Origin of the sequence: Bacillus sp. AFS059628, assembly GCF_002571225.1 — a bacterium.
Taxonomy (GTDB): Bacteria; Bacillota; Bacilli; order Bacillales; family Bacillaceae_G; genus Bacillus_A.
In genome coordinates, this window is the sequence record NZ_NVEC01000092.1 from 1 (window position 1) to 24,257 (window position 24,257).

The window sequence follows — 24,257 nt, forward strand, 5'->3', positions numbered from 1 at the left end:
ATATAAGTAAATAAAATTAACTGTAAATTAATTTTATTTACTTATATTAATGTCATCCTTTCCCGTCCCGCTCTATCCATCGTACAGCCTTCTCTACGTCTAAATCCGTATACGTCTTCTCTCCATAACGGACAGATTCATATATCGGAATAATATCTCGCGTTCTACAAATTCTGCTTAACCATTGCTGCATCGTTTCATAGGATCTTCGCTGTTCGTGAAATGGTAAAGTTCTTTCCCATTCAACTAACGTTTTCCTTATCGTGTCTTTAGGTAACGGCTGTTCAAACTGCTGCTTCACTTTCTTGTTCTTTTCGGTTCTATCCGTATTTTCCTTTGTTATCGATTGTTTATCCTGTTCTATTTCTGATTTCGTTACCTTTTTCCTCATTAATTTATAAAAAACATATAAAATGACCACTGCAATAACTACATAAAAAACGACACTAATCCATGAATTTGAAAGAACAGAGAATATGTCTCCCCATGAACTTTTCTTTTCGAAACCTTTAAATTTTTTACCCGTCGTTGTTCTTTCACCATTATCTCCCACTTTTTCTTCTTCCAAAGGTGTTCCACAATCTTCAACCTTTTCGGTGTCTATCGTTTCCTTATAAATTTTATCAGGTTTCTTTTCACTAAAAAAACGCTCTTTTACTATGTCTTGTATATGCACAACACCTTGTGATAAGATTATCGCACTAACCGTAAAGAAAAGTAGTATTAATACTTTAACACTCCAAATCTTCACTTTCATATGTCGCCCTTTATTAGCCATGATATAAACCCCTTCTTATTCTTTTATTACAACCCATTTATTCGTTCTGCTGTATTTCCTTGGGGAAGTACCAAGAATTAAAGGAACTGCATCCAATTCTTTACGACGAAAACCTGCTGTGTAAAAATAAGTAGAAGATACAGGCGTATCTTGGTCCGATATTGAGGCAAGTACTTTTAATACATTTTGCAAATGTTTCCGGTTATGACCGTTCTTAATATGCAATAATCCATTATCATTTACGCTATTGATCCATACTTCAAATGAGCAGTTTTGTATGAGCAATTGTTTACATATGCCTGCCGTTAATTCAATGAGTTCCTCTGTATCATTTCTCAAAGAAATGCCACTTTTATTTTGCAAGTTGAGATATATCGCATATTTGTCTGATTGTGTTCGCTCGTACTTTTTCGCAGTTATCGTCCCTGTTTTCGCTGTCGCACTCCAGTGGATGGAACGAAAATCTTCATTTTCATACGACTTCACTCCCATTACTTTCGTTTCATCATATAAGGGTGATGACATCGCTTTTCGAAATCCTCGTGACCATTCTTGTAATTCAGGGACTTGCATTTTCGGAACAACTGGTAAAACTAAATAGGACGGCGTTTCAACTTGTTTATATGTTATATGGTTCGTTATGAATCCAAAGGGATCAATAATGACAATTTCTACTTCTTCCCATTTCGCAATTCCTCTTTTTACAGCTACAGCTTGCAAATCAAATGAAACTGACTCTCTTCCTTTTATATTAAAATTCATATAATAATTTGAACCTGTACTATGATTCTTGTTTATTTCATCATGATTCCAAGTTAGCTTATTTTCACATTTAAATCGAAATACGATATTGAAAATAGGAAATATCGACTTGTTTGAAATTTTTATTTTGCACATATTCACTTCACCTATAAAAACGTTTGAATTCCCTTGACTGTATTCCCATTCAACACGAGATACTTTACGTATGTACACATGCATAGCACCTATTAAAATTACATATAAAAATACGAGTGATAATATAAGTAGATTACTTGAAAATACACATAAAATAACGGCTACAACTGACATAACTCCAATTACAAAAGGCTCCGCTAAAGGTGTATACACAAGTTGTTGATTCATCTTACATTCTCCACTGGCACATTAATCGTATGAAGAATTTCTTTCATGATTTGTTCTTTCGTCGTTTTCATCTCCCCTTCAATCGTTAACGTTAAACGATGAGCGCAAACGGATGCAGCAAGCGTCTTTATATCATCTGGCGTACAATAATCTCTTTCATTTAATATTGCCCGTGCTTGAATCGCTCTCATAAACGCCAACGTCCCCCGCGGGCTTACACCAATTTCAATTAGCTCATGCTTTCGCGTTGCTTCAATGATTTCAAGAAGATAATCTTGTACATCATTTCCTACTAACACTTCTCTTGCACGCTTTTGCATCATAATAATTTCTTCACTTGAAATAATAGAATGTAACGTTTCTAATGGATCATTCGTTTGAAAACGATTCATCATTTCCTTTTCTGCTTCTCTCGTAGGATAACCTTGACGAATTGTAAGTAAAAATCGGTCTAATTGAGCATCTGGTAACGGAAATGTGCCCGCTGATTCGAGTGGATTTTGCGTTGCAATTACTAAAAAAGGTTCTGGTAATGAATGTGTCTGTTTCGCAATCGTAACCGTACGTTCTTCCATCACTTCCAGTAACGAGGATTGTGTTCTCGGTACAGCTCGATTAATTTCATCCACTAATACTATATTTGCAAAAATAGGACCTAACCTCGTTTTAAATTCCGATTCCTTCACATCAAAATATTCGAGGCCAATAACATCTCCAGGCAAAGTATCCGCTGTGAATTGAATTCTTTGAAATTTAACGTCTACACTTTTAGCCAAACTTTTCGCTAATGTTGTTTTCCCCGTCCCAGGTACATCTTCTAATAAAATATGCCCTCTTGCTATAAGAGCTATAGCTGCAAGTTCAATCGCTTCATCTTTTCCTATAATAACCTTTGAAATGTTGTTCATGATTTTCTTTAATGTACTCATATATTTACCTCCCACTGTTATTTATTCAGAAAATTAAGAATAATATATTTCCAAATTATAACACATCGTGGTAGAAGTAAATATATTCTTATGAAAATAAAAAAGATGACCCCAGCAACACGCTAAAGTCATCTTTTTCACTATATTATTTTACTAACTCTCCATTATAAACTTTTATATCAAGTGGAGCAGTTAAAAACTGTTTTGCTTTGCTAACGAAAGATGTGAAGTGTTCACTCGTATTATGACTCGCAACTGCTGCTTCATCTTTCCATACTTCTACCATCGTATATACATTTTCATTTTCTGTATCTTTATATAAGTCATAAGATACATTTCCACTTTCTTCTCTTGAACTATGAATGAGCGGACGAATTTCTTCTAAAAATGATTGTTGTTTTGCTGGGTCTACTTGAAATATTGCGTGAATAATAATCATGGTGTTTCCCCTCTCATATTCCACTTTTTTCTTTGAAATTACTTCCACTCTGCAACTTTTTCAATTGGAAGACGAACTGATTGGTAACCACTGTCAGCAGCTTTTCCGATTGAGATTAACATAACTGGTACGTGACGTTCTTTATTTAATCCGAAAGCTTCTGCGATTTGGTCTTTTTCAAATCCGCCAATTGGGCAAGTGTCATAACCGTGAGCACGAGCTGCTAGCATAAATTGCATTGCTACAAGGCCACCGTCAATTAGTACTGTATCTTTCATGACTTCTGGTGTAACCATTGAGAAGTAAGCTGAAAGTTTTTTCATTTGATCTTCTTTTACTTCTGCTGGCATGAAACCGCGCTCTACTGCTGTACCGTAAATTTCTTCTGCGTTATCAAAGTTGTTTAAATCACCGAATAAAGCGATCATTGCTGAAGATGTTTCTACTTGAGATTGATTGAATTTTGCAAGTGGCGCTAGTGTTGCTTTCGCTTCGTCACTTTCAATCACTAAAAATCTCCATGGTTGCATGTTTACAGATGATGGTGCAAGTGTTGCTTCTGTAAGAATTTCTGTCATTTCTTCTTTGCTAATTTTCACTGATGTGTCGTATTTACGAATTGAACGACGTCCTGTTAAAATTTCGTTAAAATCATTTGTTTTTACTGAGTTAGTCATAGTTGTATTCTCCCTTTTTTATAATTCTTTTATATTTTCTTGAATGTGATTTAACATATTTAAAAGATTATCGCGTTCTTCTTCATTTAATCCTTTAAATGCTGAAGCTGCAAAACGTTCTTTTTCCTCTTGAAACGCCTGAATTTTATTTCGTCCCTCTTCAGTAAGAGAAACTAACGTAATTCTGTTATCGTCTGGATTTTTACGTCTTACTATCATTTCATTTGCTTCTAGTTGTTTTAAATGCCTTGTAATTGCGGCATTATCAATATTCACTTCTTGTTGAAGTGCTTTTTGACTAATTTCACCTACTTCATATAACTGAAGTATAAGCTCTAATCGCGACTGGCTCATACCCGTACACCCTTCAAACTTCGAACTTACTTCTTTATTTAGAAAGTGTAATTTATATAAAATAATCGCTTCTTTTGAGCATGAACTTGTCAAACTATCCCTCCTTTACATACAAAACAAAAACGTTTGATGTATCAATATTTGATATGTCAATTAATATAATCTATATCGATTTAGAATGCAAGCATTTTGTTTTTAATTTATTTTTTCCAAATTAAGGCGCTTTGTCGCGTTACAAATAATGTTAATTGCACTATAATAATACTAATTTAAAGAACTGGAGAGTGATTGTAATGCGGCAATACACAAATAGAAATGAGGAAATAAAAATGAAAAATGAAATGAGGATATTCATAAATGACAACAATAAATATAGGGATTGTCGCGCACGTAGACGCTGGCAAGACGAGTTTGACTGAGCGTATTCTTTATGAAACGAATGTGATTCAAGAAGTTGGCCGAGTTGATAGCGGAAGTACGCAAACTGACTCAATGGAATTAGAAAGGCAGCGCGGAATTACGATTAAAGCATCTGTCGTTTCTTTTTGTATCAATGACTTAAAAGTAAATGTCATTGACACACCTGGACACGCTGATTTTATCGCTGAAGTGGAGCGTTCATTCCGCGTTTTAGACGGTGCAATTTTAGTTATTTCTGCTGTTGAAGGTGTGCAAGCACAAACAAAAATTTTAATGCGCACATTACAGAAATTAAACATACCAACAATAATATTCGTAAATAAAATTGATCGTAGTGGTGCAAATACTGAAAAAGTTGTAAAGCAAATAAAAAAGATTCTTTCAAATGAAACGTTCCCCTTCCACTCTGCTCGAAACGAAGGAACGAAAGATGCCCATATTATTGCATACAAATCATATGGCGATTGTATGGAACTGTTAGCATCATATAATGAATCGTTACTTGCGTCATATGTAAATGATGAAATTGTACCGGACGTATTATTAAGAAAAGAACTTGAAAAACAAATACAGCAAGCAAGTGTGTACCCAATCTTTTTCGGTTCAGCTATGACAGGTATAGGAGTAACTGAACTACTTGAAAAACTTCCGGCCCTAATTCCTGCTCATAAATCAACACAAGATGAAACATTATCCGGTGTTGTGTTTAAAATTGAACGGGAATCTTCTGGGGAAAAGATTGCATATGTAAGAGTTTTTTCTGGCTGTTTACACGTTAGAAAATATGTTGATATACAGCGCGGGGAAACTCTAGCACATAAAGAAAAGATTAAGAAAATATGCCTATTTGATAACGGAGATGTTGTTCAATCTTCTATCGTTCCTAGCGGAGAATTTTGCAAAATATGGGGACTGAATGATGTTAAAATTGGTGATATTATCGGTGAACGGACTGATTATATAAAAGACATTCACTTTGCCGAACCACAAATGGAAGCTGCTATTGAAGCATTACCAAAAGAACGAATTCATGATCTATACGCTGCACTTATGGAACTATGTGAAGAAGATCCGCTCATTAAAGTGTGGAAAGATAATGTTCATAATGAACTATATATTCGCCTTTTCGGTGAGGTACAAAAAGAAGTAATTGAAACAACACTTTATGATAAATATAATTTGCAGGTTACGTTTTCAAATACGCGGGTTGTATGTATCGAGAAACCAATTGGCATAGGTAATAGCGTTGAAGTAATGGGCGAAAAAGCGAATCCATTTTACGCAACAATTGGCTTTAAAACCGAACGTGGTGAACTTAATTCTGGAATAACATATAAGTTAGGTGTTGAACTTGGATCACTTCCATTAGCATTTCATAAAGCAATTGAAGATACAGTATTTCAAACATTAAAACAAGGTTTGTACGGATGGGAAGTTACGGACATTATCGTCACGTTAACCCATACTGGTTATGCTAGTCCTGTTACAACAGCAAGTGATTTTAGAAACTTAACACCACTTGTACTAATGGATGCTTTAAAGCAAGCTGAAACATGTGTATATGAACCAGTAAACGAGTTTGAATTGACTGTACCGGAACATGCAATTAGTACTGCAATGTATAAACTAGCTGCTATTCCAGCAACTTTTAGCGAGCCTATATTCAATAATGACTCCCACCATTTAACAGGATCGTTACCTGTTGCGAAAACGGAGAACTTTAAGCGAATGCTTCATGCATTCACTGAAGGAGAAGGCATTTTTACAACGAAGCCATCTGGTTACAAAAAACTGAAGGCTCCCTTCCCTACTCGAAAACGTGTCGATTATAATCCGCTGAATCGTAAGGATTATTTACTTCATGTGCTTAGGGCTTATTAAAGTAAAAGAGGTGCAAATTGCACCTCTTTTTTGTATGTATTGGTAGGTTAGTTTGTCCTAATAACTTCTTTAAGTTTTTCTATTATATTTGCTATCGCCTCAATTGAATTCTCTGTTTCATATTCCCCCACATTTACAGAATGATTTGCGTTTTTGACAACTTCAATTTGTAAATTCATTTTATATAACTGATCGATTTGATCTGCATTATAATGGTGATCTTTATCTCCAATTACTAATATTCCTTCATGATGACTATGTAAGACAGAATCAAAAATGGAATCAAAAGATAGTAAAGGTGTAAGTAGTATCATTTTTGACTTTAAAAACTCTTCTCTCTTCATGAAATCATTTGCAATCGGAATTGTTCCGAGTGACTTCCCTAAAAACATCGTATGATTGTATTGCTCATTTTGTATTACTTCATTCATTATTGGATTAATATCATCCATCATTATTTTCGTTATTTCTTCCATTGGTTTTTCCATTAATTGTCCATCGTAGGAATAATGAATATGTACTACATCTATTTTATTTTCAAGCATAAGCATCGTTGCATAATAGAATAATGGTTTATCATAATTGTAACCGGAACCTGAAAACATAAAACAAACTGTATTAGAGCCTTTTTCGATATGTGTGTAACGAATGACTTTGTCGTCTATATGTATTTCCTTTTTAGTCCCCTTCACCGTTTCCCCCTCCAAACACGTTTACTTTTGTAAAACGATATGTTCTGTATGAACTGATACATCCTTTACTTTATCTTTTATAAACACTGGCTGTAAGTTATATGCATTTAGCTCTTCTACCGGCACCCACTTAAAGAAATATGTTCTATCTTCTTCTTCAAGAATATACTGGTCTGCCCCATTTGCAGGTAATTGTTTCAACTCTACTTCATAGTAAAAACTAATTTCATGAAACTTTCGTTCAGAAAGTGTAAAGAAATTTTCTACTGACCATATTAATTTCTTTACCTCGATAGGAACGGCTAACTCTTCAGCAAGCTCTCGTTTTAACGCATCTTCACTATTTTCTAGCATTTTCACTCTTCCACCTGGTACGTACCAAAAATCTTCACCGTCACCTTGCAAAATGAGTATTTTATTATCCTGTTTACAAATTGCTCCGACGCGATAATTAAAACATGTTTCTTCAACTTTAAATGTTAGATCCACACCGATTCCCCCCTATACTTTATTCAAAAATCGCTATAAAACTATTATGTATGTGCTGTACAAATAAGATTACTAAATTTTTCTATTCCATTCAATAAGTTTTGAATTTTCAGATAATTATACTTATCCTTTATCATTACAGGTATATACATATGATACAATCACAGGGCACACTAGAAAAACATTATGGGGGTACGAGAGGAAACGTTATTAATCCAGCAAACTGAGAAATCAAATAAGTTTTAGAAAATCGTTGTGAAAGATAGAGTAAAACTTCAATAAGTGGAGTTTTTATCTTTCCCCTGTTGTTTTTAAATATTGTTAAGACATTATTTAAAAAGATGCAAGTTCAACCTATGTGCTAATTAATTTTTTTCTAGAAAAAGCGTCTTTTATTACACTTGTTAATACATTTAGGAATAGTAAAATAGCCATAACTACCGTTAATACGTTAAATTGCTTTGTTTTATAAGGAGCGAATCATTCCGTAAAGAACTCTGCATTAACGAGACGCTCCCCAACTCCTCCTTCCTTGAAGTTCGGTATCCACGAATTCATATCAAGGACGATAAAAATTAGTTGCATAACGAAAAATGCTCCAAGAGTTTTCAGCCAATTTCGTATTCGAATAGGATGCCCTTTTTTTGATGTCATTTAAATGATCCTCCTTTTAGAACTTGCTATTAAAGAGCCTTGTTCTGATAGATACGAATAGATAATATCCATGAAACCCCATAGCACCCTACTGCAATGACAGCAAATATAAGAAATAATTTCAAATCTGAAATCTCTTTTAAAAAAGTCAGTACGCCATTAGCATATTTATTTAATAAATATGGAGTATTTCGCATTAAATATATAACTCCAATAGATAAAAATATAAAAACTGGTACAAGTGTTTTCACTTTAAATGCAACAAAAAATGGGATGTAAAATGCAGTAATCAACATGACTACCAAGAAGCCTAGGATGTAACTTTCTAAGGAAAGCTGAAATTCCATGCTGTCTAAAACGAAATATTTTCCAATCAAACAAAATGGAATGATTACTATTGTAAAAAATAAGGTTCCAACGTATTTTGAACTAATAATTTCCTTCCTAGTATACGGTAATGAGTTTACTAAAATATTAGCATTATCTTTATCATCAGATTGATATGTGTTAATTACAAAAACGGCACTACAAATGATTATGACATATGCTACATCCATGCCGGCCCACAAATAGGTAACTAAAAATAAGAGATAAGCAGGTAAAAAGTTTTTTTGTAAAATCAAATCCTTTTTAATTAAATTAAGCATCTTGACTCCCCCTTTTTCATGAAATACATAATATCCTCTAAACTTGGTTTTTCAATCACCACTTCTTTATTAAATAAAGTTTCGATAGAATTTACATTTTCAATCAATCCCTCGAAACCTGTATTTGCCTTACATACAGATATAAATTCACGCTCAGTTTCAAAATCTAACATATCTAGTGGTCCTTTGACCAAAATATAATCTTCTGCAATGGCATAAATATCTTTTGTAAAAATATGCTTCCCATTCTGAATAAATGTAATATAATCGGCAATGCGGTCTAAATCCGTTGTAATATGAGATGAGAAAAAGATAGTTTTCTCACCATCCTGCATAATATTTTGTAAAACATCCAATAATTCTCTTCTAAATACCGGATCGAGTCCGGAAGTAGGCTCATCCATAATAATTAGTTCAGCATGATGTGAAAGGGCAATTGCAAGAGAGGCTTTCATTTTCATTCCTTTGGAGAATGTTTTCATTTTTTTATTTAATGGTAATTCGAACAGATCTTTATAATATGTAAATTGGTTAAAATCCCATTTTTTATAAGCAGGCGCAATAATTTTAGTAATTTCCTTTAATGTGAGTTCATCATAAAACACATTATCGTCATAAACGAAACCAATTCTTTCTTTAATTCGCTTCGCATCAGTTAAATAGTTCATGCCAAATAAGGAGACATTTCCACTATCCGGGTTCATTAAATTCATAATCATTTTAATCGTTGTAGATTTACCTGATCCATTTCCCCCAATAAAACCCGTAACAAATCCTTTTTTTACTTCCATCGAAAAATTTTTAATTTGAAATCCTTTAAAAGATTTACTAACATTTTGAAGTTCTATTACGTTTTCCAAGAGTTTTCCTCCTCGTATAAAATTGTAAGCATTTCTTTTAGATCATTTAAAGAAACATCCATTTGTTTAGCATTTTGAATCGCTTCACACAACTTTTCTTCAACTGTCTTTAATTTTTTTTCTTTCATAGTTTCAATGTTTTGTTCTGCTACAAAGGACCCCCTTCCGACAATTGAATAAATAAAACCGTCTTTTTCCAGTTCTTCATATGCTCTTTTCGTTGTAATAATACTTACTCTTAAATCTTTTGCTAACTGACGCATTGAAGGAAGAGCATCTCCTTGCTTTAAATCACCTAGTAAAATAAGTTTTTTTATTTGGACACCAATTTGTTCATAAATAGGTTCCTTTGAAGTGTTCGTAATAACGATTTGCATGCAAGTACCTCTTTTTGAAAATATTGTATATATACTTTATATACAATATATACTATCGTACATTGTAAATCAACAGAAAATTTCCAAAATATAGCCACAAACACAATCTAATAATAAATGTAATTCATACAACTTATTTATACGGGTCTTCCTCGTATTTGCTCGATTTTGAGGTGGAGGTCTTACTGCTATCTAATGCGGTATAAAGACTACGTTGTGTTTTACGGAGAAATTGGCACAGCTGGTAGTGTGAAAGCAAAAGAGTTTGAAACAGAAGAACAATCTGAGGAAGTTGATATCAAGTTAGACTGGAATGAAGATGACGAAGAAGGATAAAAAAGATGTTTCCTAAGTTATGGGACATGTATGGGGAAGAATCGATAGTGTGATAGATTTGTTAATTGCCAAAAACGCCTTGTTTCTTTCGTAACAAGGCGTTTTTCATGATACTATGTTTAAATTGTTATCTTCCCACTTTCCCACCACTTCATGAAATTTTCTAACGAAGGAGCAACCCAAGTTCTACTATCATTTTCATGATTCCATCTTATGTGCAATCAAGTATATTCAAAGGACTCATATAAATTTATTGATACCACTTTTCTAACAAATCTTTCTCCCTCTCCCCTGAAATACCTGCTTTTAATTCCCATTCATCCACACTCTTCATCCACTCATACACATCTGTAACTGTATGTTCTAACCTTCTAAAAGTAAGTCCTTCTTTAACAGCTCTCTCAATACTAATAGAAAAACCACCTTTCCACGGCTTCGTCTCACCTTCTAATGAAAAAGTTTCAGGAAGCCATAAAGGCATCTCTGTCCAAGGCTGCACTTTATGTTCATTCATAAACGATTCATCTACCCAAACGAATGCAGCATCACTATTCGTAACCTTTTTACACGTATTTAATAGCTCTTCCATCGTCAATTCATAGTTCGGACCTGTTACATTGAATGTACCTGCTTTATTGTTTTCTGCCATGTTTAATCCCCAGTTTGCGACGTCTTTTATATCAACTACCTGCACTGGACGGTCTTTTCTTCCTGGAACTAACACTTCTCCTCCCTTTGCTACACGCCCAATCCAGTATGGAAGTCGATCTGTATAATCAAACATCCCTGAAAGGAGCCCTGCTCTTACATGTAAAACACACCCCGGCCAATACTTCTCTGCTTCTTTTTCACACAATACTTTCAGCGCACCGTAATACTCATAAGGAGAAACTTCACCATTCTCCACATCCTTTATTTGATCACCCGTTGGTTCGGGTTGTAATATATAATTTTCTTTTATATGATGCGGAATCCAATCTTTGTATACGGAAAGACTTGAAATGAATATATAATGCTTTATATTATCCCGTAACACTTCTCCAACATTTCTAATGTGATGCGGAGAAAATCCACACGTGTCGACTACCGCATCCCATTTGCGATTTACTAAACTTGAAACATCATCATTTCTGTCACCGATTAACTGCTCTACTTTAGGAAAAATTTCTTTATTTGTTCCGCGATTAAATAATGTAATTTCATGCCCTCTTTTTAAAGCCTCTTCTACAAAAGCTCTTCCTAAAAATCGCGTACCACCTAGAATTAAAATTTTCATTGTTCTCCCCCATTCGTGATTGAAAATCCTTTCTTTTGTTAAACGATTTTTTGTTGTGAAAAGTTACGGGGTTAGTCTAACTTTTTCTACAAGTTCAACATATGTAATTTCCATTTCATATATAATTAAAATATCGGATATTTGATTAATCACTTATACATGTAAGTAGGTGAACAATATGAATAGAAACATAGTTTATCATTCAACATTATGTATGTATTGCCTCACATCGCTTGTATATATCATCTTACTGAACATAGAAAATGGTCGCAATTATTTAGGGTTTACGATGGTTGTTCCGCTTTTAGCTGTTATTTTATATCAGAAATTATATAAGAAACAAAAAATAGTTCATACATTTGGAATTTCACGTCCAAAAATAAGAACTTTGATTTTCTCCATTTTATTCCCAATACTTCTAGGGCTATGTCTGCATTTCTATTTTTATATTTATAATATAAAATTCTTATTTAATCATTGTAATGAATTAGGATTTCTCCTACTCATTGGTCTTACAATTGCTGCTTTGTCTGCATTTTTAGAAGAAATCATATGGCGTGGAAATTTCCATTACCATTTCCGAAAAAAATATTCATTAAAACAAACAGCAATCATTACTGCATCGCTCTGGTCTTTATGGCATTTACCAGTATCAATCTTTTATAAAAATTATGAGTTTCAGCTTGTAGGAATATTAAGCTATCTCTCTTTATTATTTATATTATCTATAATTTTGACGTATACAAGAGAGTATAGCCATTCTGTGATAACACCTGCAATTTTACATGGCATGTTCAATGTATTTTATTTAACAGATGGAGTAGAAACAAGATGGGCTATTAGCCTAATGGAATTAATTAAATTTATCTTGCTAGTAATTGTGTTTGGCATGATGTATCTAATACATCAAAAAGTTGAAAAATAGTTAACAATAAAAAACATTTCATTTTTATGTATCTTAATAATTAGCTCATTAAGTACTTCAACCCCTATTCGATAATCGTATAGGGGTTGAAGTTTTATAATTTTAGTTGCACAACTTGGTTAATACAGCACTTTTTTCTATCATAGAGAATAAAACAAGTTTAACTAAACCTTTCATTCTTATTTTTATAAAAATAACCATATTAATCTTTTAAATAAGGAAGTATGAATTCTTTAATTAACTTCCATCTATCCCCTGCATTCGGTATGACTTCAGAAGCGATCGCCACCACTAGCTCCTTCTCTGGTACGCAGCAAATCACATTCCCACCATCGCCCATTGCACAGTATGAAAAGATTCCAGCCTCTTCTCGTAACCACCATAAGTAACCATATTGATTTTGGTTCATTTCTGTCGATTCTTTTATCCATGATTTTGATAGTATTTGTTTTCCATTATAAATACCTTCATTCAAATACAGCTGTCCAAACTTAGCCATATCTTTAACTGTTAACGTTAGTCCCCAGCCGCCCGTCGAAATACCATTTGGATCATGAACCCATCCCTTTACATCTTTTCCGAATAAGTCATCAAATCCAAATGCTTTCATATTGTAGTTTGAAATTTCTCTCATGCCGAGTGGTTGAAATAAGTGTTCATTCGCAAATTCACGGGCACTTTTTCTTGTTGCGCTCGTTATGATTGCTGATAGTAAATGAGCTCCTGCAGATGAATATTTAAAAGATCCAATTTCTCCGCCTTGTCCAATCCTATTCAATGTATACTTTACCCAATCCTCTTGTGTACATAGTTCTTCTAACGGTTCCTGCCAGTCTACGAAAGGATGTGGAGCTGTCATCGTAAGAAGATGCCCTACTGTTATTTCAGGTGAATGAACGTTATATTCCGGGAAAAATTCTATTACTTTTTGATCAATACTTTGTATATACCCCTTATCTACACATAGTCCAATTAAGGCAGAAATAATCGTTTTTGTGACTGATGCTATATGAAATGCATCATCTGGACCGTGACCGTTATAATATTTTTCAAAAATAACATTACCTCTCTGCACTACTAACATACCATTAATATTTTTGTATTCTTCTTTTATAATCTGATCTAACTTTTCAGCAGTTTTCATTAATCATTCCCCTTTAACCCATGATTAAAAAGGTTCGATAGGTACATATATATCAACTATATGTTTATTTTCCGGGTGCTGCCTTGGGTCATTTTTATACATTTCAAAAGGATATGAATCTCTCGGCTTATATCCGCTATTGGGAAGCCACTCACCGTATAAGAAATCCCATGCTCCTTTATATTCATCTTGGAATATTTCAAAATGACCTACCGCATACTTTCCAGAAGGTGTAACCATTATTCCGATGTCGCTCGTTTCTACTGCGGACTCATTCGGAATTGTTATGCATAAACTAGTTCTTAAATGATTGCCCTCAGTAAATTCATGATGATCGTGGTAAATGGTTAATACTTTCGTATCCTCAAATACATAATAGTTTTCCTCCGCTGCGTAATGAAATAATTTCTCTATCATTTTTAGAAAAGCTATCGTTAGCTCTTCATATGTACCGATATGCCTTATGTATGCAACGTGTATATCGTCCGCTGATACAATTTCAACATTTCCTCGAACCTTCTTACATTCATTGTATTGAGAAGGTTCACCTACGTCTTTGCAATTCTTGCTATTATCGTTTCGATATTGCGACGGACTGACACCGTAATAATTTTTAAATGTACGGGAGAAAACTGCTGAATCTGTGAATCCGAAGTGGTACGCAATATCTGTAATTGTCATATCTGTGCGATATGTAAGTAGATGTGTTGCCCTTTCTAACTTCAATCGGTTTACATACCGTGATAATGGCTCGTCTACTATACCTTTAAAAATACGATGAAAATGAAACTTTGAAAATCCTGCTACACCCGCTAGCTTTTCAATTGAAAGTGGATCATCTATGTGTAATTCTATATAATCTTGCACTTTATAAATGCGGCGTAAGTATTCATTTCTACTTTGTTTACTCTCCATATTTTTATCTCCTCACAACAAAAAGGCTAACGTTAAGCTAGCCTACTTTTATACATTTTTCAAAAATAATACTCTACTACCGCCGTTCCCATCATAATTTGTATGTACCGATACACCCTCTACCTCATCATCCCCAGCCTCAATTCGAAAACCGATTTCTTGATGAAACTGTATCGACTTTTTGTTAATTGGTGAAGTAATTGCTTTTACAATCTTACGATTATTTGCACGTGCAACATCAAAGAAGTAAGAATACAATGTCGATGCGATTCCTCTTCTTCTATACTTCGGATTTACACCGATAAAGTGAACGTATGCTTCATCTTTATATGTTTGTGAAAAAAATCCACATAAGAAACCTAACGTTTCGCCATCCTCTTCAAGAATAAAACTTGTTTCTTGAAAGTGAACAAAAAACAATTTTGGCAACATAGCAGCCATATCTCTTCCGCCCCACCAATCATTTAAAACTGAATGAATCTTTACATAATCTTCCCCTTGGATGTTTCTTACTCGCATATGTTTCTCCCTCTCACTCACTTTATTTTTTCATAAATTTTAATGACGGTTTCTACTAATAGAATGAATACCCATATCCCGCAAAATACAAGAACAGACTGGAATATAGATCCAATAATAATTACACCAACTGCACCTGATCCTGAAATTGATACTTCCCCAAATCCTGGATCATATATAAGCGATCCAGCAGAAAAAGCCATTAAAATTAATCCTATTAAATAAATTACACTCATTATTTTTAATATTTTTATAGAAAGATACGAAGTTTTTTCTTGCTCCACTTGTGATAATTCGATCTCCTCGCTCTCAATTCCTTTTTGTAAACAGTCTTCACATAGAAATTCTTCCTTAATTTTTTTACCACCGTGCATCGTACCTGTTATTTCTTTACATCTTGAACATTTTCGATTTATCATGGTGTTACCACTCCAATCTATTAAGATTATACTTATTCCACCCTTTATTTACCTTAATATTCCTTTTATGTATTTTATAGAGAAAGGTCGTGTTTTATGATTTCAAAACTCACGTTTGGCTTGAAAAAATATACCGCTCATTATGTATTAAGACCTAGTTGCTACGCAGTTATTTTTAACGATACTTGCTCAAAAGTAGCTATTATCGAAAAAGGAGACCGTTACTTTTTACCTGGTGGCGGTATGGAAGGTAATGAAACAAAAGAAGAATGTTTGCACCGTGAACTACTAGAGGAATTAGGATGGGCAATTAAAATTAATCAGTATATCGGTAATGCGGCTCGATATTTTTATGCAGAAAAGGAAGATACATATTATTTGAATGATGGTTTCTTTTATATTGTGAACATGGTGCAGAAACAAACTGAAAATTGTGAGGAGGATCATGTTTTACGATGGGTGTCTCCTTTACTTGCTGTAGAACTTCTCCTTCATGATCATCAAAAATGGGCCGTTGAACAAGCACTTATATTAAGAAATAAAAAATGATCTCCTTCTATATGAAAGAGATCATTTTTACTGTTAACTTACTTTTTTCAAATTGAGAGCTGGCTTTTTGATTCCGCCCTTTTTTACAACATATAAACCTACAAAAATAATAAGTCCGCCAACGAGTTGCATCATATTGATTTGCTCCCCAATCGTTACTGCCGCAAAGATAACCGCGAACAATGGTACGAGATACATATAAACCATTACTTTCGTTGAGCCTATTTGACTAATACCGACATACCACATTGCTAGTCCAAAGATAGTCGCAAAGATGATTGAATATGCTAGTGATCCCCAGCTTAGCGTATCTACTGGCCACGTTAAAGAATTTACATTGAATAAACAGTATATCACTAGCGGTACAATTCCAATTAAAGTAGACCATGATGTAACTCTCATCGCGGAGTATTTTGTAATAAGAGGTTGCGCTAATATTGGATACCATCCCCACGCAATTGCTGCGACTAATCCAATTACATTTCCGAGCCACGCATACTCATAAGTAGCTCCTCCTGTATGTCCTGTTAATAAAACGAATGCTGCACCAATAAACGCTACTATTGAACCAATTTGTACTTTCATCGAAAAACGTTCTTGTTTGTGCAATACTGCTAATATCCCTGTAAAAATAGGTGACATCGCAATTAATAATGAGGCGTTCGTTGCTGAAGTATATTTCACAGATAGCATAAACATCGTTTGATACATTGCCGTACCAACGATACCGACTGCTACTAATCGTAACCAATCTTTTCTTTCAATACGTAATGAGCGTTCCATTAAAAATGTAATAAGTAATAATACCGGAGATGCTACTAAAAATCGTAAACTATTAAATTGAATGGATGACATATATGCCACACCATACTTTCCTATTGTATAATTTGCTCCCCATACTAATGCTACTGATACTAGGAGCCATTCCATTTGCCATCTTTTCATCCGAATCTCCCCTTCCATATTTAGCATAGTAAAATTGGCTGGATATAACACCGTCCAATTGGCTGTTTTTTTACCCAGCCAATTTGTTATACTGAATGTATATAAGAGATTCGGAGGCGTTTGTATGGAATGGAAGCTAGATAACGACAGTAAAATCCCCATTTATCAGCAAGTTGTTGACTTTATTGAGAAACGTATTACATACGGAGAACTACCTCCAGGAAGCTTCCTACCTTCCGAACGGAAATTAGCTACGCAGTTAAATGTAAACCGTAGTACAGTAACGACTGCTTATAATGAGTTACGTGCTATGGGAATTGTAGAAAGTACGACTGGTAAAGGGACACGTGTAAGTACACATATGTGGGGTGTTTCTCCAACATTAACGCCGAATTGGAGAAATTTCGTAGAAGGTGGCACGTTTTTACCAAACTTACCTTTACTTCGCCATATTCGTGCAGAAGTACAACAAAATGAAAACATCATTGATTTCGCAAACGGAGAGCTCGGTTGTAACCTCTATCCTCACGATCAACTACAAACGATTTTACGAGAACAACCGTTAACGCACTCATTAAGTTACGATCATCCACAAGGCTATCTCCCGCTAAGACAAGCGGTAGTAAAATATATGAAGGAATATTTAAAAGTTGAAGCGACTGAGCAGTCTATTATGATTACTTCTGGCGCACAGCAAGCCCTTCACCTTATCGTGCAATGTTTATTAAATCCAGGTGATGCAGTCGCTTTCGAAAGTCCTTCACACTGTTATTCCTTACCGTTATTCCAATCAGCAGGTATTCGTATTTTTCCGTTACCTGTCGATGAACATGGTATTAATCCGGATGATGTGCAAGAATTATATAGAAAGCATCGGATTAAAATGATTTTTTTAAATCCAAACTTCCAAAATCCTACGGGAACAATGCTTCATCCAAACCGGAGAAAAAAACTGTTATCACTTTGCGCAGACTTACGAATTGCGATTGTGGAAGATGACCCTTCTAGTTTACTTACGCTAGAAAAGAAACAACCTTGCCCTACCTTAAAATCAATTGATGAAAACGGAACTGTCATTTATGTACATTCTTTATCTAAAATGATTGCACCAGGCTTACGAGTTGGCTGGCTTGTCGCTCCGCAGTCTGTAGTAGAAAGGTTATCAGATGCAAGGCACCAAATGGAATTAGGTATGAGCATTTTCCCGCAGTGGCTTATGCAACAATTTTTTGAAACTGTACCATTTCAGTCTCATATCGTACCGTTACGAAAACAACTCGCAGAAAAAAGAGACGTTATCGTTCGCGCCTTAAATGAGCAACTTCACGATAAAATCTCTTTTTCAAACCCGACCGGCGGTATATACATATGGGGAAAATTAAAAGAACCAATAAACGAAAAACAACTTATTATGCAAAGTTTAAAACAAGAAATCGCTTTTATGCCAGGTAGTATTTTCGGGTCAAAAGATGGTTATATTCGTTTATCTTATGGAAAAGTAAATATTGATCAAATTGAGGAAGGTATTTCTCGTTTGCGAGAAGCTATTTTAGTTTGTGAAAAATAACTTTACATAAAGCTCTATCGTTTGACAAAAGAAAAATCTACCATTATTATCAACACGAACCTAGTTACCCCGCATTAACGGGCAATAAAACTCCCAGCTCAAAGTTCAGCTGTAACAAAGAAGTTAGGTGGGAGATCAATTGCCCGTAAATGCCCGATTGGTTCAACTAATAATCAGTGGAGGATGAATCCCCCCACTGATTAAAGTTTCACTTTATAGGAGTGGTAAAAATGAAAGTTTACGTTGATGCAGATGCTTGTCCTGTAAAAGATGTAATTATTTTTGAGGCTACGAATGCAGAAATCCCTGTAACCCTCGTTACTAGCTTTTCTCATTATTCTAATACCCAACAGCCTAAAGGTGTGGAAACAATTTATGTTGATTCTGGTGCAGATGCTGCAGATTACCGAATTATGCAGTTAGCAAAAAAAGAAGATTTAATCGTAACGCAAGATTACGGTCTTGCTTCGCTTGCATTAGCAAAAGGCTGTATCGTTCTACACCATAAAGGATATAAGTATACGAATGATAACATTGAACAATTGTTACAAACACGATATTTAAGTGCAATGGTTCGAAAAAGTGGTAAGCGCACAAAGGGACCGAAACCATTTACAGCAGAAGATAAAGAGAAATTTAGAGCGCTCTTTAAAAGTATGATCGCCCATTAAAGATGAACCTTCTTTTCGCAAGGAAAACTTCGCAAAACAAAGAAGAGAATATCCAAATGAACATTCTCTTCTTGAGGTTTACCCTTTTAAAATGAAGGTAAATTATCTAAGTTATTTTCCTTTATTCCATCAGGTTCACTACGTATAATATCTCTACCATACTTATGAAATACGTCTACATGAGCTAACTTCCCAGATTTCGCTTCACTAAGAGCAGTCATATAATCTAACTCTCTCCCGCTACTTGTTTTAAAAGCAATTAAATCACCATCATCATTTTTACGAACAGCAACAATTTGTTCTGCTCCTGAATTGACTTCATTGTCTACTTCAAATTGAGCATGCTCTTCTCCTTGATGTAAGTAATCATTATAAACTTTTTCAAAGTCTTTATTGTCCATAACATTCACCTCCAACACATTTTTTAGTATGGTTGGGAGGTGTTGGTTTTATGTAATTTTCTTTTAGCAAAATGGATTTTTAATACCTACGCAAATCCTTCAAAGTTTCCAAAATATCATCTGTAAAGGCTGTACTACCCTCTGTCTCTAAAACTCTAAAGTATAAACTTCTTAAGAAAGCTCTAATATTTTGTACTAAAATATCATACTGAGGATGCGGGATGTCTTCAACAATTGCTATACTATGTAACCAATTGCTCCACTCTTCCTCAGTTAAAAGATTTTGGTTACGTAACGACATGATTGGCGCTACTAATCTCTCATCTTCAAAGTGAATGTATACGTAGTCATGTAAGCGAACCTTCTGACGAACAGCAGCTAATATTGCATATGAAAACTCACGATTTTGTATTGTACGTGCTAAAGCATCGAGCGCATCTGCTGCATGTGCAGTAGAGTGTGCCCAGCCTTTCTCTTCTACGTAACCCCTTACATCTTCTTCTAAATATACATATTCCAGTACTTGTTCTGCCACACTGTACAATTGTTCTTCAGATAACAATGGTTCTCTTTCATGAACAGATAAAATAAGTGGCGGAATTAATACGGAGAATGCACGTTTAAATACAGAGTCTGTTCCCTTTTCACCAATTTTATAAAATAAATAATCAGGACTAATTGCTTGTAGCATTAATCCTCGTAATTCTTTTTGTCTAAATACATCATTTGTAATCCATGTGTGAAGCGTACTATAAATTAAATCATCACGTAATTCAGCATCAGGTGATCCAATATAATCTAGCATCCACTGCGCATATGGATATGCATCTACGTCTTCTGGTACAGCATAATTATTATTTTTAATTTGTAGTAGTTCTTCTTTTAGCTCTAGTACTTCATTCATTCTATTCCTATCCCCTTTTTACGTTTTTTTATTGCCTTATCCCCCGTTTTTACTTTCTAAAGTTAATTTAATTATACGAGAATTATAACTATAAATAAAAGCCTATACATATAATTTTGATTATGTATTACTTTCGCGCTTTAAATATAACTTCTGGATTTGCTAAATCACTATTCCGAAATACAACATCCGCACACTCTTTCGGATTATGCACATCTATATACATCTTACATGCCGCATGATATCTGTTCAAAAACATCTTCTCTGCTTCTTCATAACTTCCAAAAGCTTCAGTTTCCCGCTTTGCACCAAGTTTTCTCGCAATCTCAAAATCTGTATCTACAAAGATTTTGTAATCGAATAAATGCGCAACGTCTTTTTTCAATAGAAACGTTCCATCTACTATCAATATCATATTTTGCGTGGCCACTAGTGGTTCATTATGTACAGGAATATCCGTTATTAAGTTATGAGAAATCGTTTCATATTGTAAATTCCCGTCTGGTCCTAAAGGCTTTAATAACCTTTCTTTGAAAGCTGTATAATCGTGTGCATCTTCATAATACCCTTTTGCTGATTCTTTGCCCTGTGCATAGCGAATCGCTCTCGGATGATGAAAATCGTCAATGGTGGCACGTGTTACTGGAACTCCGAGCTTTTTCATTTCCTCTGCTAGTTCGTTTGCAAATGTTGTTTTCGGTTCATGATATTTCCTCCCACAATCAGTTTACATAACATTATTATGAGTGATAGTTTATTTCACTATTTGTCGGTAAGTCGATATCCTTTGTCGAATCGTTGATATATTTTGATTGGCTTACTTTTCTTTAAACCCTCGATATAACGCAGTCCGTAATTCTTGTTTGTATTCTTCAATTTCTGGCATATCGAGTTCTTCTGCTAGTCTGATAGCTAATTCAATATCATACGGTACACGTACGAGTTGAATGGAAAAGCTCGCGGCTTCTTTTTCATTGTACGTTCCTTCAAATATTAAATAGGAAGCTTGTGTAATCTCAAGTGGATTGCCTACGCTACCAGCATTACATAACGTTTTCCCTCTGAAATTTTGAACGAATGCTTGGTGAACGTCACCGTAGCAAACAACATCTGGCTTTCTTTCTCCTTCTATATTTTCCGTCAGATCGCTATTTTCGAACATACTAACACGCTCTTCTCTTGAAGCGTGTGGTTGAATTCTTTCATATAAACTTCTCGGTGAAGCGTGGAACATACGGATCAATTTGCCGCTCATAAAAAATTCGATTGAAAATGGTAAGCTTCTTAAATAGTCATTTTGTTCTTCCGATAGTTGTTTTTGATGCCATTTTAACGCTTCAAATTCAGTCGGTTTTGTGATAAAATCGTCCCAATTCCCCATTACAACTTCATCACATTCTTTACGAATGATTTCAATTACTTCGCTAGAATGAGGGCCTTTTCCAACTAAATCTCCAAGACAAATAATGCGTTCAATTCCTCTTACTTTAATGTCTTTCAGTACAGAATCTAATGCCGGAATATTACCGTGAATATCCGAAATTACTGCTATTTTATCCATATGAATCCCTCCATTACTTACAGTTTATTATATCCTCATGTTGTGATTGATACCATTTTGGAATATAGGATGAAAAATGATTATGATCTTCTAAAATTCCGTTCAATCTTTCTTTCATATCATCTACTAAATGGGGCGTGCTTCGGTTTGTCCATACAATATCCGCTGGGAATGTCATTGCTGCATATAAGGAGTACAGTTGCCAAAAATGAAGTGACGGTTCTCCCCCGCAATAACCATGAACTTGTCCAACTGCAAATGGTTTGCTTATTCTTGTAGTAAAAATCGCTACGTTATAAAAATCGTGTATTGGATCGCCAAAATCATATCCACTAAAATCGATAACGATAAATTCCTTATTATGAATCATACTATTTGCTGGATGGAAATCATCGTGCAAAAAGGTAATTGGACGATTTTTCAATAAATACTTATGATTTTCTACAAAGGTTAATACGAGCTTCAAATCAAGAAAGTCTATTTCATAGTTTGCTAACGCTTCTACGTATCTTTCGTATTTATTCCATCGAACCGTTTCCCATTTATTACTTGCACTTTCTTTTTCAATTGAATGAATCCTCTTTAATACTTCCCCTGCTTTTCTTCCCGCATAATACTGTTCTTTCACCGATAGCTTCCTTAACCCTTTTTCACCATTTACACCTTGGACCCATTCAAATACTTGAACACATTTATTTAATTCCTCAATTTTTATAAAATGAATTAATTTCGGGGTTGGAATATGTAATAACTCTAATTGTTTCATATACGTATATTCTTCTTGTTTACGTTCAAAATGAACAGCATCACATACTTTTACAAAATATGTTAATCTGTTTTCTAATTCTATTTTATATTTCTCTTCATGTGAAAAACCTTTTGAAATTGCTGTACACTTTACAATACGAGGCCATTCTAGCTTTTTCTCTATCTCTCTAAGCATTTCCTTCACAACGTTCACCTCTATCAATATATGTACAAACTACCTAACACTTCATGCTCTCGTTTATTTTCTCCTGTAAACTCGACTGCAAATGGATATTCGCCATGATTCTTTATGTATTCTTGCACTAGACCTTCTCCAACCGGTTCACAAAACTGTACTTGAATGTCACCAAACGATACACTTTGACACTCAGCATTCCATTTTTCATTTTTCACAACTGAGCTTCTAGATAGCCCCATTACTTTTTTCCATTTCCGTACTGTTTCTCGAACGTTTTTTACTGCGTAATGAATCGTTTCAATTTGTTGCACTTTGTTTTTATGTTCAGTGATCGTCCCAATGTTATGTAAATCGTTTCTTCTTTCTTCGTCCGTTTCATTCCACTGTATAAAGAAAGGTAATTTTGGTCCGTTCTCTTCTTGCTTTACAAATAACATTTTCCATTCTAAAAGGCGGCCATCTTTTCTCATTCGTTTTCCTTCAAATGGTCCTATCGTATGTAAACCGTGGTTACTAAACTTAACTGCTAGTTCTTCAATGGCATCTGTTCGAATTGCGATTTGCAACATGCCTTCTCCGGCTTGTAATTTCACTACTGTTTCTTGTACTAATGGATTGTCTGCTTTCTTCGCTTTATCTTCATGCTGTACTGCTAAAAATTCTATATATGATAAATCAAAATAACATAAACTATTCCAAGTGCCCCAAGTAGTATGCTCTCCACCTATTGCAGTATGGAATCCATGCGCCTGCATTTGTTTTGCTGCTTCCTCCGGTGTACCATGTACTGCGTGTACGAGATGATCAAATCGTAACATGTCTTTCTCTCCTTTCTCTCCATCCTTTTATTGTATATT

Annotated in this window: 28 protein-coding genes and 3 pseudogenes; 6 read left to right on the top strand and 25 right to left on the bottom strand. The window is 34.5% G+C overall.

The genetic code is table 11. The features are described 5' to 3' along the window. Positions 1-52 precede the first annotated feature (52 nt). The 6 genes from COL05_RS26170 to COL05_RS26195 form a co-directional block, all read right to left on the bottom strand. Positions 53-778: a hypothetical protein gene (locus tag COL05_RS26170; protein WP_098670703.1), complete on the bottom strand. Its 726-nt coding sequence runs from the start codon at positions 776-778 to the stop codon at positions 53-55. 15 nt (positions 779-793) lie between these two features. Beyond that, on the bottom strand, positions 794-1,903 hold the full coding sequence (locus tag COL05_RS26175) for a DUF58 domain-containing protein (RefSeq protein ID WP_098670704.1): 1,110 nt from the start codon (positions 1,901-1,903) through the stop codon (positions 794-796). After that, positions 1,900-2,832, bottom strand: a complete 933-nt coding sequence (locus tag COL05_RS26180; RefSeq protein ID WP_098670705.1) for an AAA family ATPase — start codon at positions 2,830-2,832, stop codon at positions 1,900-1,902. The genes COL05_RS26175 and COL05_RS26180 overlap by 4 nt, the downstream gene beginning before the upstream one ends. Positions 2,833-2,977: 145 nt before the next feature. Continuing rightward, positions 2,978-3,271, bottom strand: a complete 294-nt coding sequence (locus COL05_RS26185; RefSeq protein ID WP_098670706.1) for a putative quinol monooxygenase — start codon at positions 3,269-3,271, stop codon at positions 2,978-2,980. Positions 3,272-3,309: 38 nt separating this feature from the next. Then, on the bottom strand, positions 3,310-3,948 hold the full coding sequence (locus tag COL05_RS26190; RefSeq protein WP_098670707.1) for a nitroreductase family protein: 639 nt from the start codon (positions 3,946-3,948) through the stop codon (positions 3,310-3,312). A gap of 18 nt (positions 3,949-3,966) precedes the next feature. Continuing rightward, complete coding sequence (locus COL05_RS26195; protein WP_098670708.1) at positions 3,967-4,395, bottom strand: MarR family winged helix-turn-helix transcriptional regulator; 429 nt, start codon at positions 4,393-4,395, stop codon at positions 3,967-3,969. Between the two features lie 264 nt (positions 4,396-4,659). Here COL05_RS26195 and COL05_RS26205 point away from each other — a divergent pair, with 264 nt between their 5' ends. Further along, on the top strand, positions 4,660-6,603 hold the full coding sequence (locus COL05_RS26205) for an elongation factor G (protein WP_098670710.1): 1,944 nt from the start codon (positions 4,660-4,662) through the stop codon (positions 6,601-6,603). 47 nt (positions 6,604-6,650) lie between these two features. On the opposite strand, the gene COL05_RS26210 is transcribed toward COL05_RS26205, so the two are convergent. From COL05_RS26210 to COL05_RS26235, 6 genes and pseudogenes are all read right to left on the bottom strand, one after another. Then, entirely contained in the window at positions 6,651-7,295 is a 645-nt protein-coding gene (locus COL05_RS26210) for an alpha/beta hydrolase (RefSeq protein WP_098670711.1), read from the bottom strand. A gap of 21 nt (positions 7,296-7,316) precedes the next feature. Next, a complete protein-coding gene (locus tag COL05_RS26215) occupies positions 7,317-7,784 on the bottom strand; it encodes an NUDIX hydrolase (RefSeq protein ID WP_098670712.1) in 468 nt (155 codons plus the stop codon). A gap of 354 nt (positions 7,785-8,138) precedes the next feature. Continuing rightward, a pseudogene (locus COL05_RS26220) lies at positions 8,139-8,438 on the bottom strand (YfzA family protein). A 29-nt stretch (positions 8,439-8,467) separates the two neighbouring features. Further along, complete coding sequence (locus COL05_RS26225; RefSeq protein WP_098670713.1) at positions 8,468-9,085, bottom strand: ABC-2 transporter permease; 618 nt, start codon at positions 9,083-9,085, stop codon at positions 8,468-8,470. After that, a complete protein-coding gene (locus COL05_RS26230; RefSeq protein WP_098670714.1) occupies positions 9,073-9,945 on the bottom strand; it encodes an ABC transporter ATP-binding protein in 873 nt (290 codons plus the stop codon). The genes COL05_RS26225 and COL05_RS26230 overlap by 13 nt, the downstream gene beginning before the upstream one ends. Next, complete coding sequence (locus tag COL05_RS26235; RefSeq protein WP_001167593.1) at positions 9,933-10,322, bottom strand: GntR family transcriptional regulator; 390 nt, start codon at positions 10,320-10,322, stop codon at positions 9,933-9,935. The genes COL05_RS26230 and COL05_RS26235 overlap by 13 nt, the downstream gene beginning before the upstream one ends. Before the next feature lie 195 nt (positions 10,323-10,517). Between COL05_RS26235 and COL05_RS26240 the strand changes: the two genes are divergently transcribed. After that, a complete protein-coding gene (locus COL05_RS26240; RefSeq protein ID WP_257152600.1) occupies positions 10,518-10,658 on the top strand; it encodes a hypothetical protein in 141 nt (46 codons plus the stop codon). Between the two features lie 119 nt (positions 10,659-10,777). Here the strand turns inward: COL05_RS26240 and COL05_RS26245 are convergent. Together COL05_RS26245 and COL05_RS26250 are read right to left on the bottom strand one after the other, a co-directional pair. Next, positions 10,778-10,867: pseudogene (locus COL05_RS26245) on the bottom strand (SMI1/KNR4 family protein); the annotation flags it as partial. A gap of 41 nt (positions 10,868-10,908) precedes the next feature. Beyond that, entirely contained in the window at positions 10,909-11,934 is a 1,026-nt protein-coding gene (locus COL05_RS26250) for an SDR family oxidoreductase (RefSeq protein WP_098670715.1), read from the bottom strand. A 169-nt stretch (positions 11,935-12,103) separates the two neighbouring features. Between COL05_RS26250 and COL05_RS26255 the strand changes: the two genes are divergently transcribed. Next, a complete protein-coding gene (locus COL05_RS26255; RefSeq protein ID WP_098670716.1) occupies positions 12,104-12,859 on the top strand; it encodes a CPBP family intramembrane glutamic endopeptidase in 756 nt (251 codons plus the stop codon). Between the two features lie 202 nt (positions 12,860-13,061). Here COL05_RS26255 and COL05_RS26260 read toward each other — a convergent pair whose 3' ends face one another. From COL05_RS26260 to COL05_RS26275, 4 genes are read right to left on the bottom strand one after another with little or no spacing between them, the layout of a single operon-like run. Continuing rightward, positions 13,062-14,003 carry a serine hydrolase domain-containing protein gene (locus tag COL05_RS26260; RefSeq protein ID WP_098670717.1) on the bottom strand — a complete coding sequence of 314 codons (942 nt, stop codon included), beginning with the start codon at positions 14,001-14,003 and terminating at the stop codon, positions 13,062-13,064. Positions 14,004-14,027: 24 nt separating this feature from the next. After that, positions 14,028-14,918 carry an AraC family transcriptional regulator gene (locus COL05_RS26265; protein WP_098670718.1) on the bottom strand — a complete coding sequence of 297 codons (891 nt, stop codon included), beginning with the start codon at positions 14,916-14,918 and terminating at the stop codon, positions 14,028-14,030. A gap of 48 nt (positions 14,919-14,966) precedes the next feature. Continuing rightward, the gene (locus COL05_RS26270) at positions 14,967-15,437 is read right to left on the bottom strand and encodes a GNAT family N-acetyltransferase (protein WP_098670719.1); all 471 of its coding nucleotides are present in this window, start codon (positions 15,435-15,437) and stop codon (positions 14,967-14,969) included. 17 nt (positions 15,438-15,454) lie between these two features. Further along, positions 15,455-15,856, bottom strand: coding sequence for a DUF3980 domain-containing protein (locus COL05_RS26275; protein ID WP_098670720.1), 402 nt, complete (start codon positions 15,854-15,856; stop codon positions 15,455-15,457). A gap of 96 nt (positions 15,857-15,952) precedes the next feature. Between COL05_RS26275 and COL05_RS26280 the strand changes: the two genes are divergently transcribed. After that, positions 15,953-16,405, top strand: coding sequence for an NUDIX hydrolase (locus tag COL05_RS26280; RefSeq protein ID WP_098670721.1), 453 nt, complete (start codon positions 15,953-15,955; stop codon positions 16,403-16,405). A 33-nt stretch (positions 16,406-16,438) separates the two neighbouring features. On the opposite strand, the gene COL05_RS26285 is transcribed toward COL05_RS26280, so the two are convergent. After that, complete coding sequence (locus tag COL05_RS26285; RefSeq protein ID WP_098670722.1) at positions 16,439-17,350, bottom strand: DMT family transporter; 912 nt, start codon at positions 17,348-17,350, stop codon at positions 16,439-16,441. 124 nt (positions 17,351-17,474) lie between these two features. Between COL05_RS26285 and pdxR the strand changes: the two genes are divergently transcribed. Beyond that, positions 17,475-18,917, top strand: a complete 1,443-nt coding sequence (gene pdxR / locus COL05_RS26290) for a MocR-like pyridoxine biosynthesis transcription factor PdxR (RefSeq protein WP_098670723.1) — start codon at positions 17,475-17,477, stop codon at positions 18,915-18,917. 230 nt (positions 18,918-19,147) lie between these two features. Continuing rightward, complete coding sequence (locus COL05_RS26300; protein WP_098670724.1) at positions 19,148-19,588, top strand: YaiI/YqxD family protein; 441 nt, start codon at positions 19,148-19,150, stop codon at positions 19,586-19,588. Between the two features lie 86 nt (positions 19,589-19,674). Here the strand turns inward: COL05_RS26300 and COL05_RS26305 are convergent, their stop codons facing one another. From COL05_RS26305 to COL05_RS26330, 6 genes and pseudogenes are all read right to left on the bottom strand, one after another. After that, a complete protein-coding gene (locus COL05_RS26305) occupies positions 19,675-19,989 on the bottom strand; it encodes a DUF3892 domain-containing protein (protein ID WP_098670725.1) in 315 nt (104 codons plus the stop codon). A 79-nt stretch (positions 19,990-20,068) separates the two neighbouring features. Beyond that, complete coding sequence (locus COL05_RS26310) at positions 20,069-20,893, bottom strand: DUF2785 domain-containing protein (RefSeq protein WP_098670726.1); 825 nt, start codon at positions 20,891-20,893, stop codon at positions 20,069-20,071. A gap of 127 nt (positions 20,894-21,020) precedes the next feature. Continuing rightward, a pseudogene (locus COL05_RS26315) lies at positions 21,021-21,590 on the bottom strand (hypothetical protein); the annotation flags it as partial. Positions 21,591-21,710: 120 nt separating this feature from the next. Next, the gene (locus tag COL05_RS26320; protein ID WP_098670727.1) at positions 21,711-22,454 is read right to left on the bottom strand and encodes a metallophosphoesterase family protein; all 744 of its coding nucleotides are present in this window, start codon (positions 22,452-22,454) and stop codon (positions 21,711-21,713) included. A gap of 13 nt (positions 22,455-22,467) precedes the next feature. Continuing rightward, complete coding sequence (locus COL05_RS26325; protein WP_098670728.1) at positions 22,468-23,406, bottom strand: aminoglycoside phosphotransferase family protein; 939 nt, start codon at positions 23,404-23,406, stop codon at positions 22,468-22,470. A 14-nt stretch (positions 23,407-23,420) separates the two neighbouring features. Then, positions 23,421-24,218 (bottom strand): VOC family protein, encoded by a 798-nt coding sequence (locus COL05_RS26330; RefSeq protein ID WP_098670729.1) that lies wholly within the window; start codon positions 24,216-24,218, stop codon positions 23,421-23,423. Between the last annotated feature and the right edge of the window lie 39 nt (positions 24,219-24,257).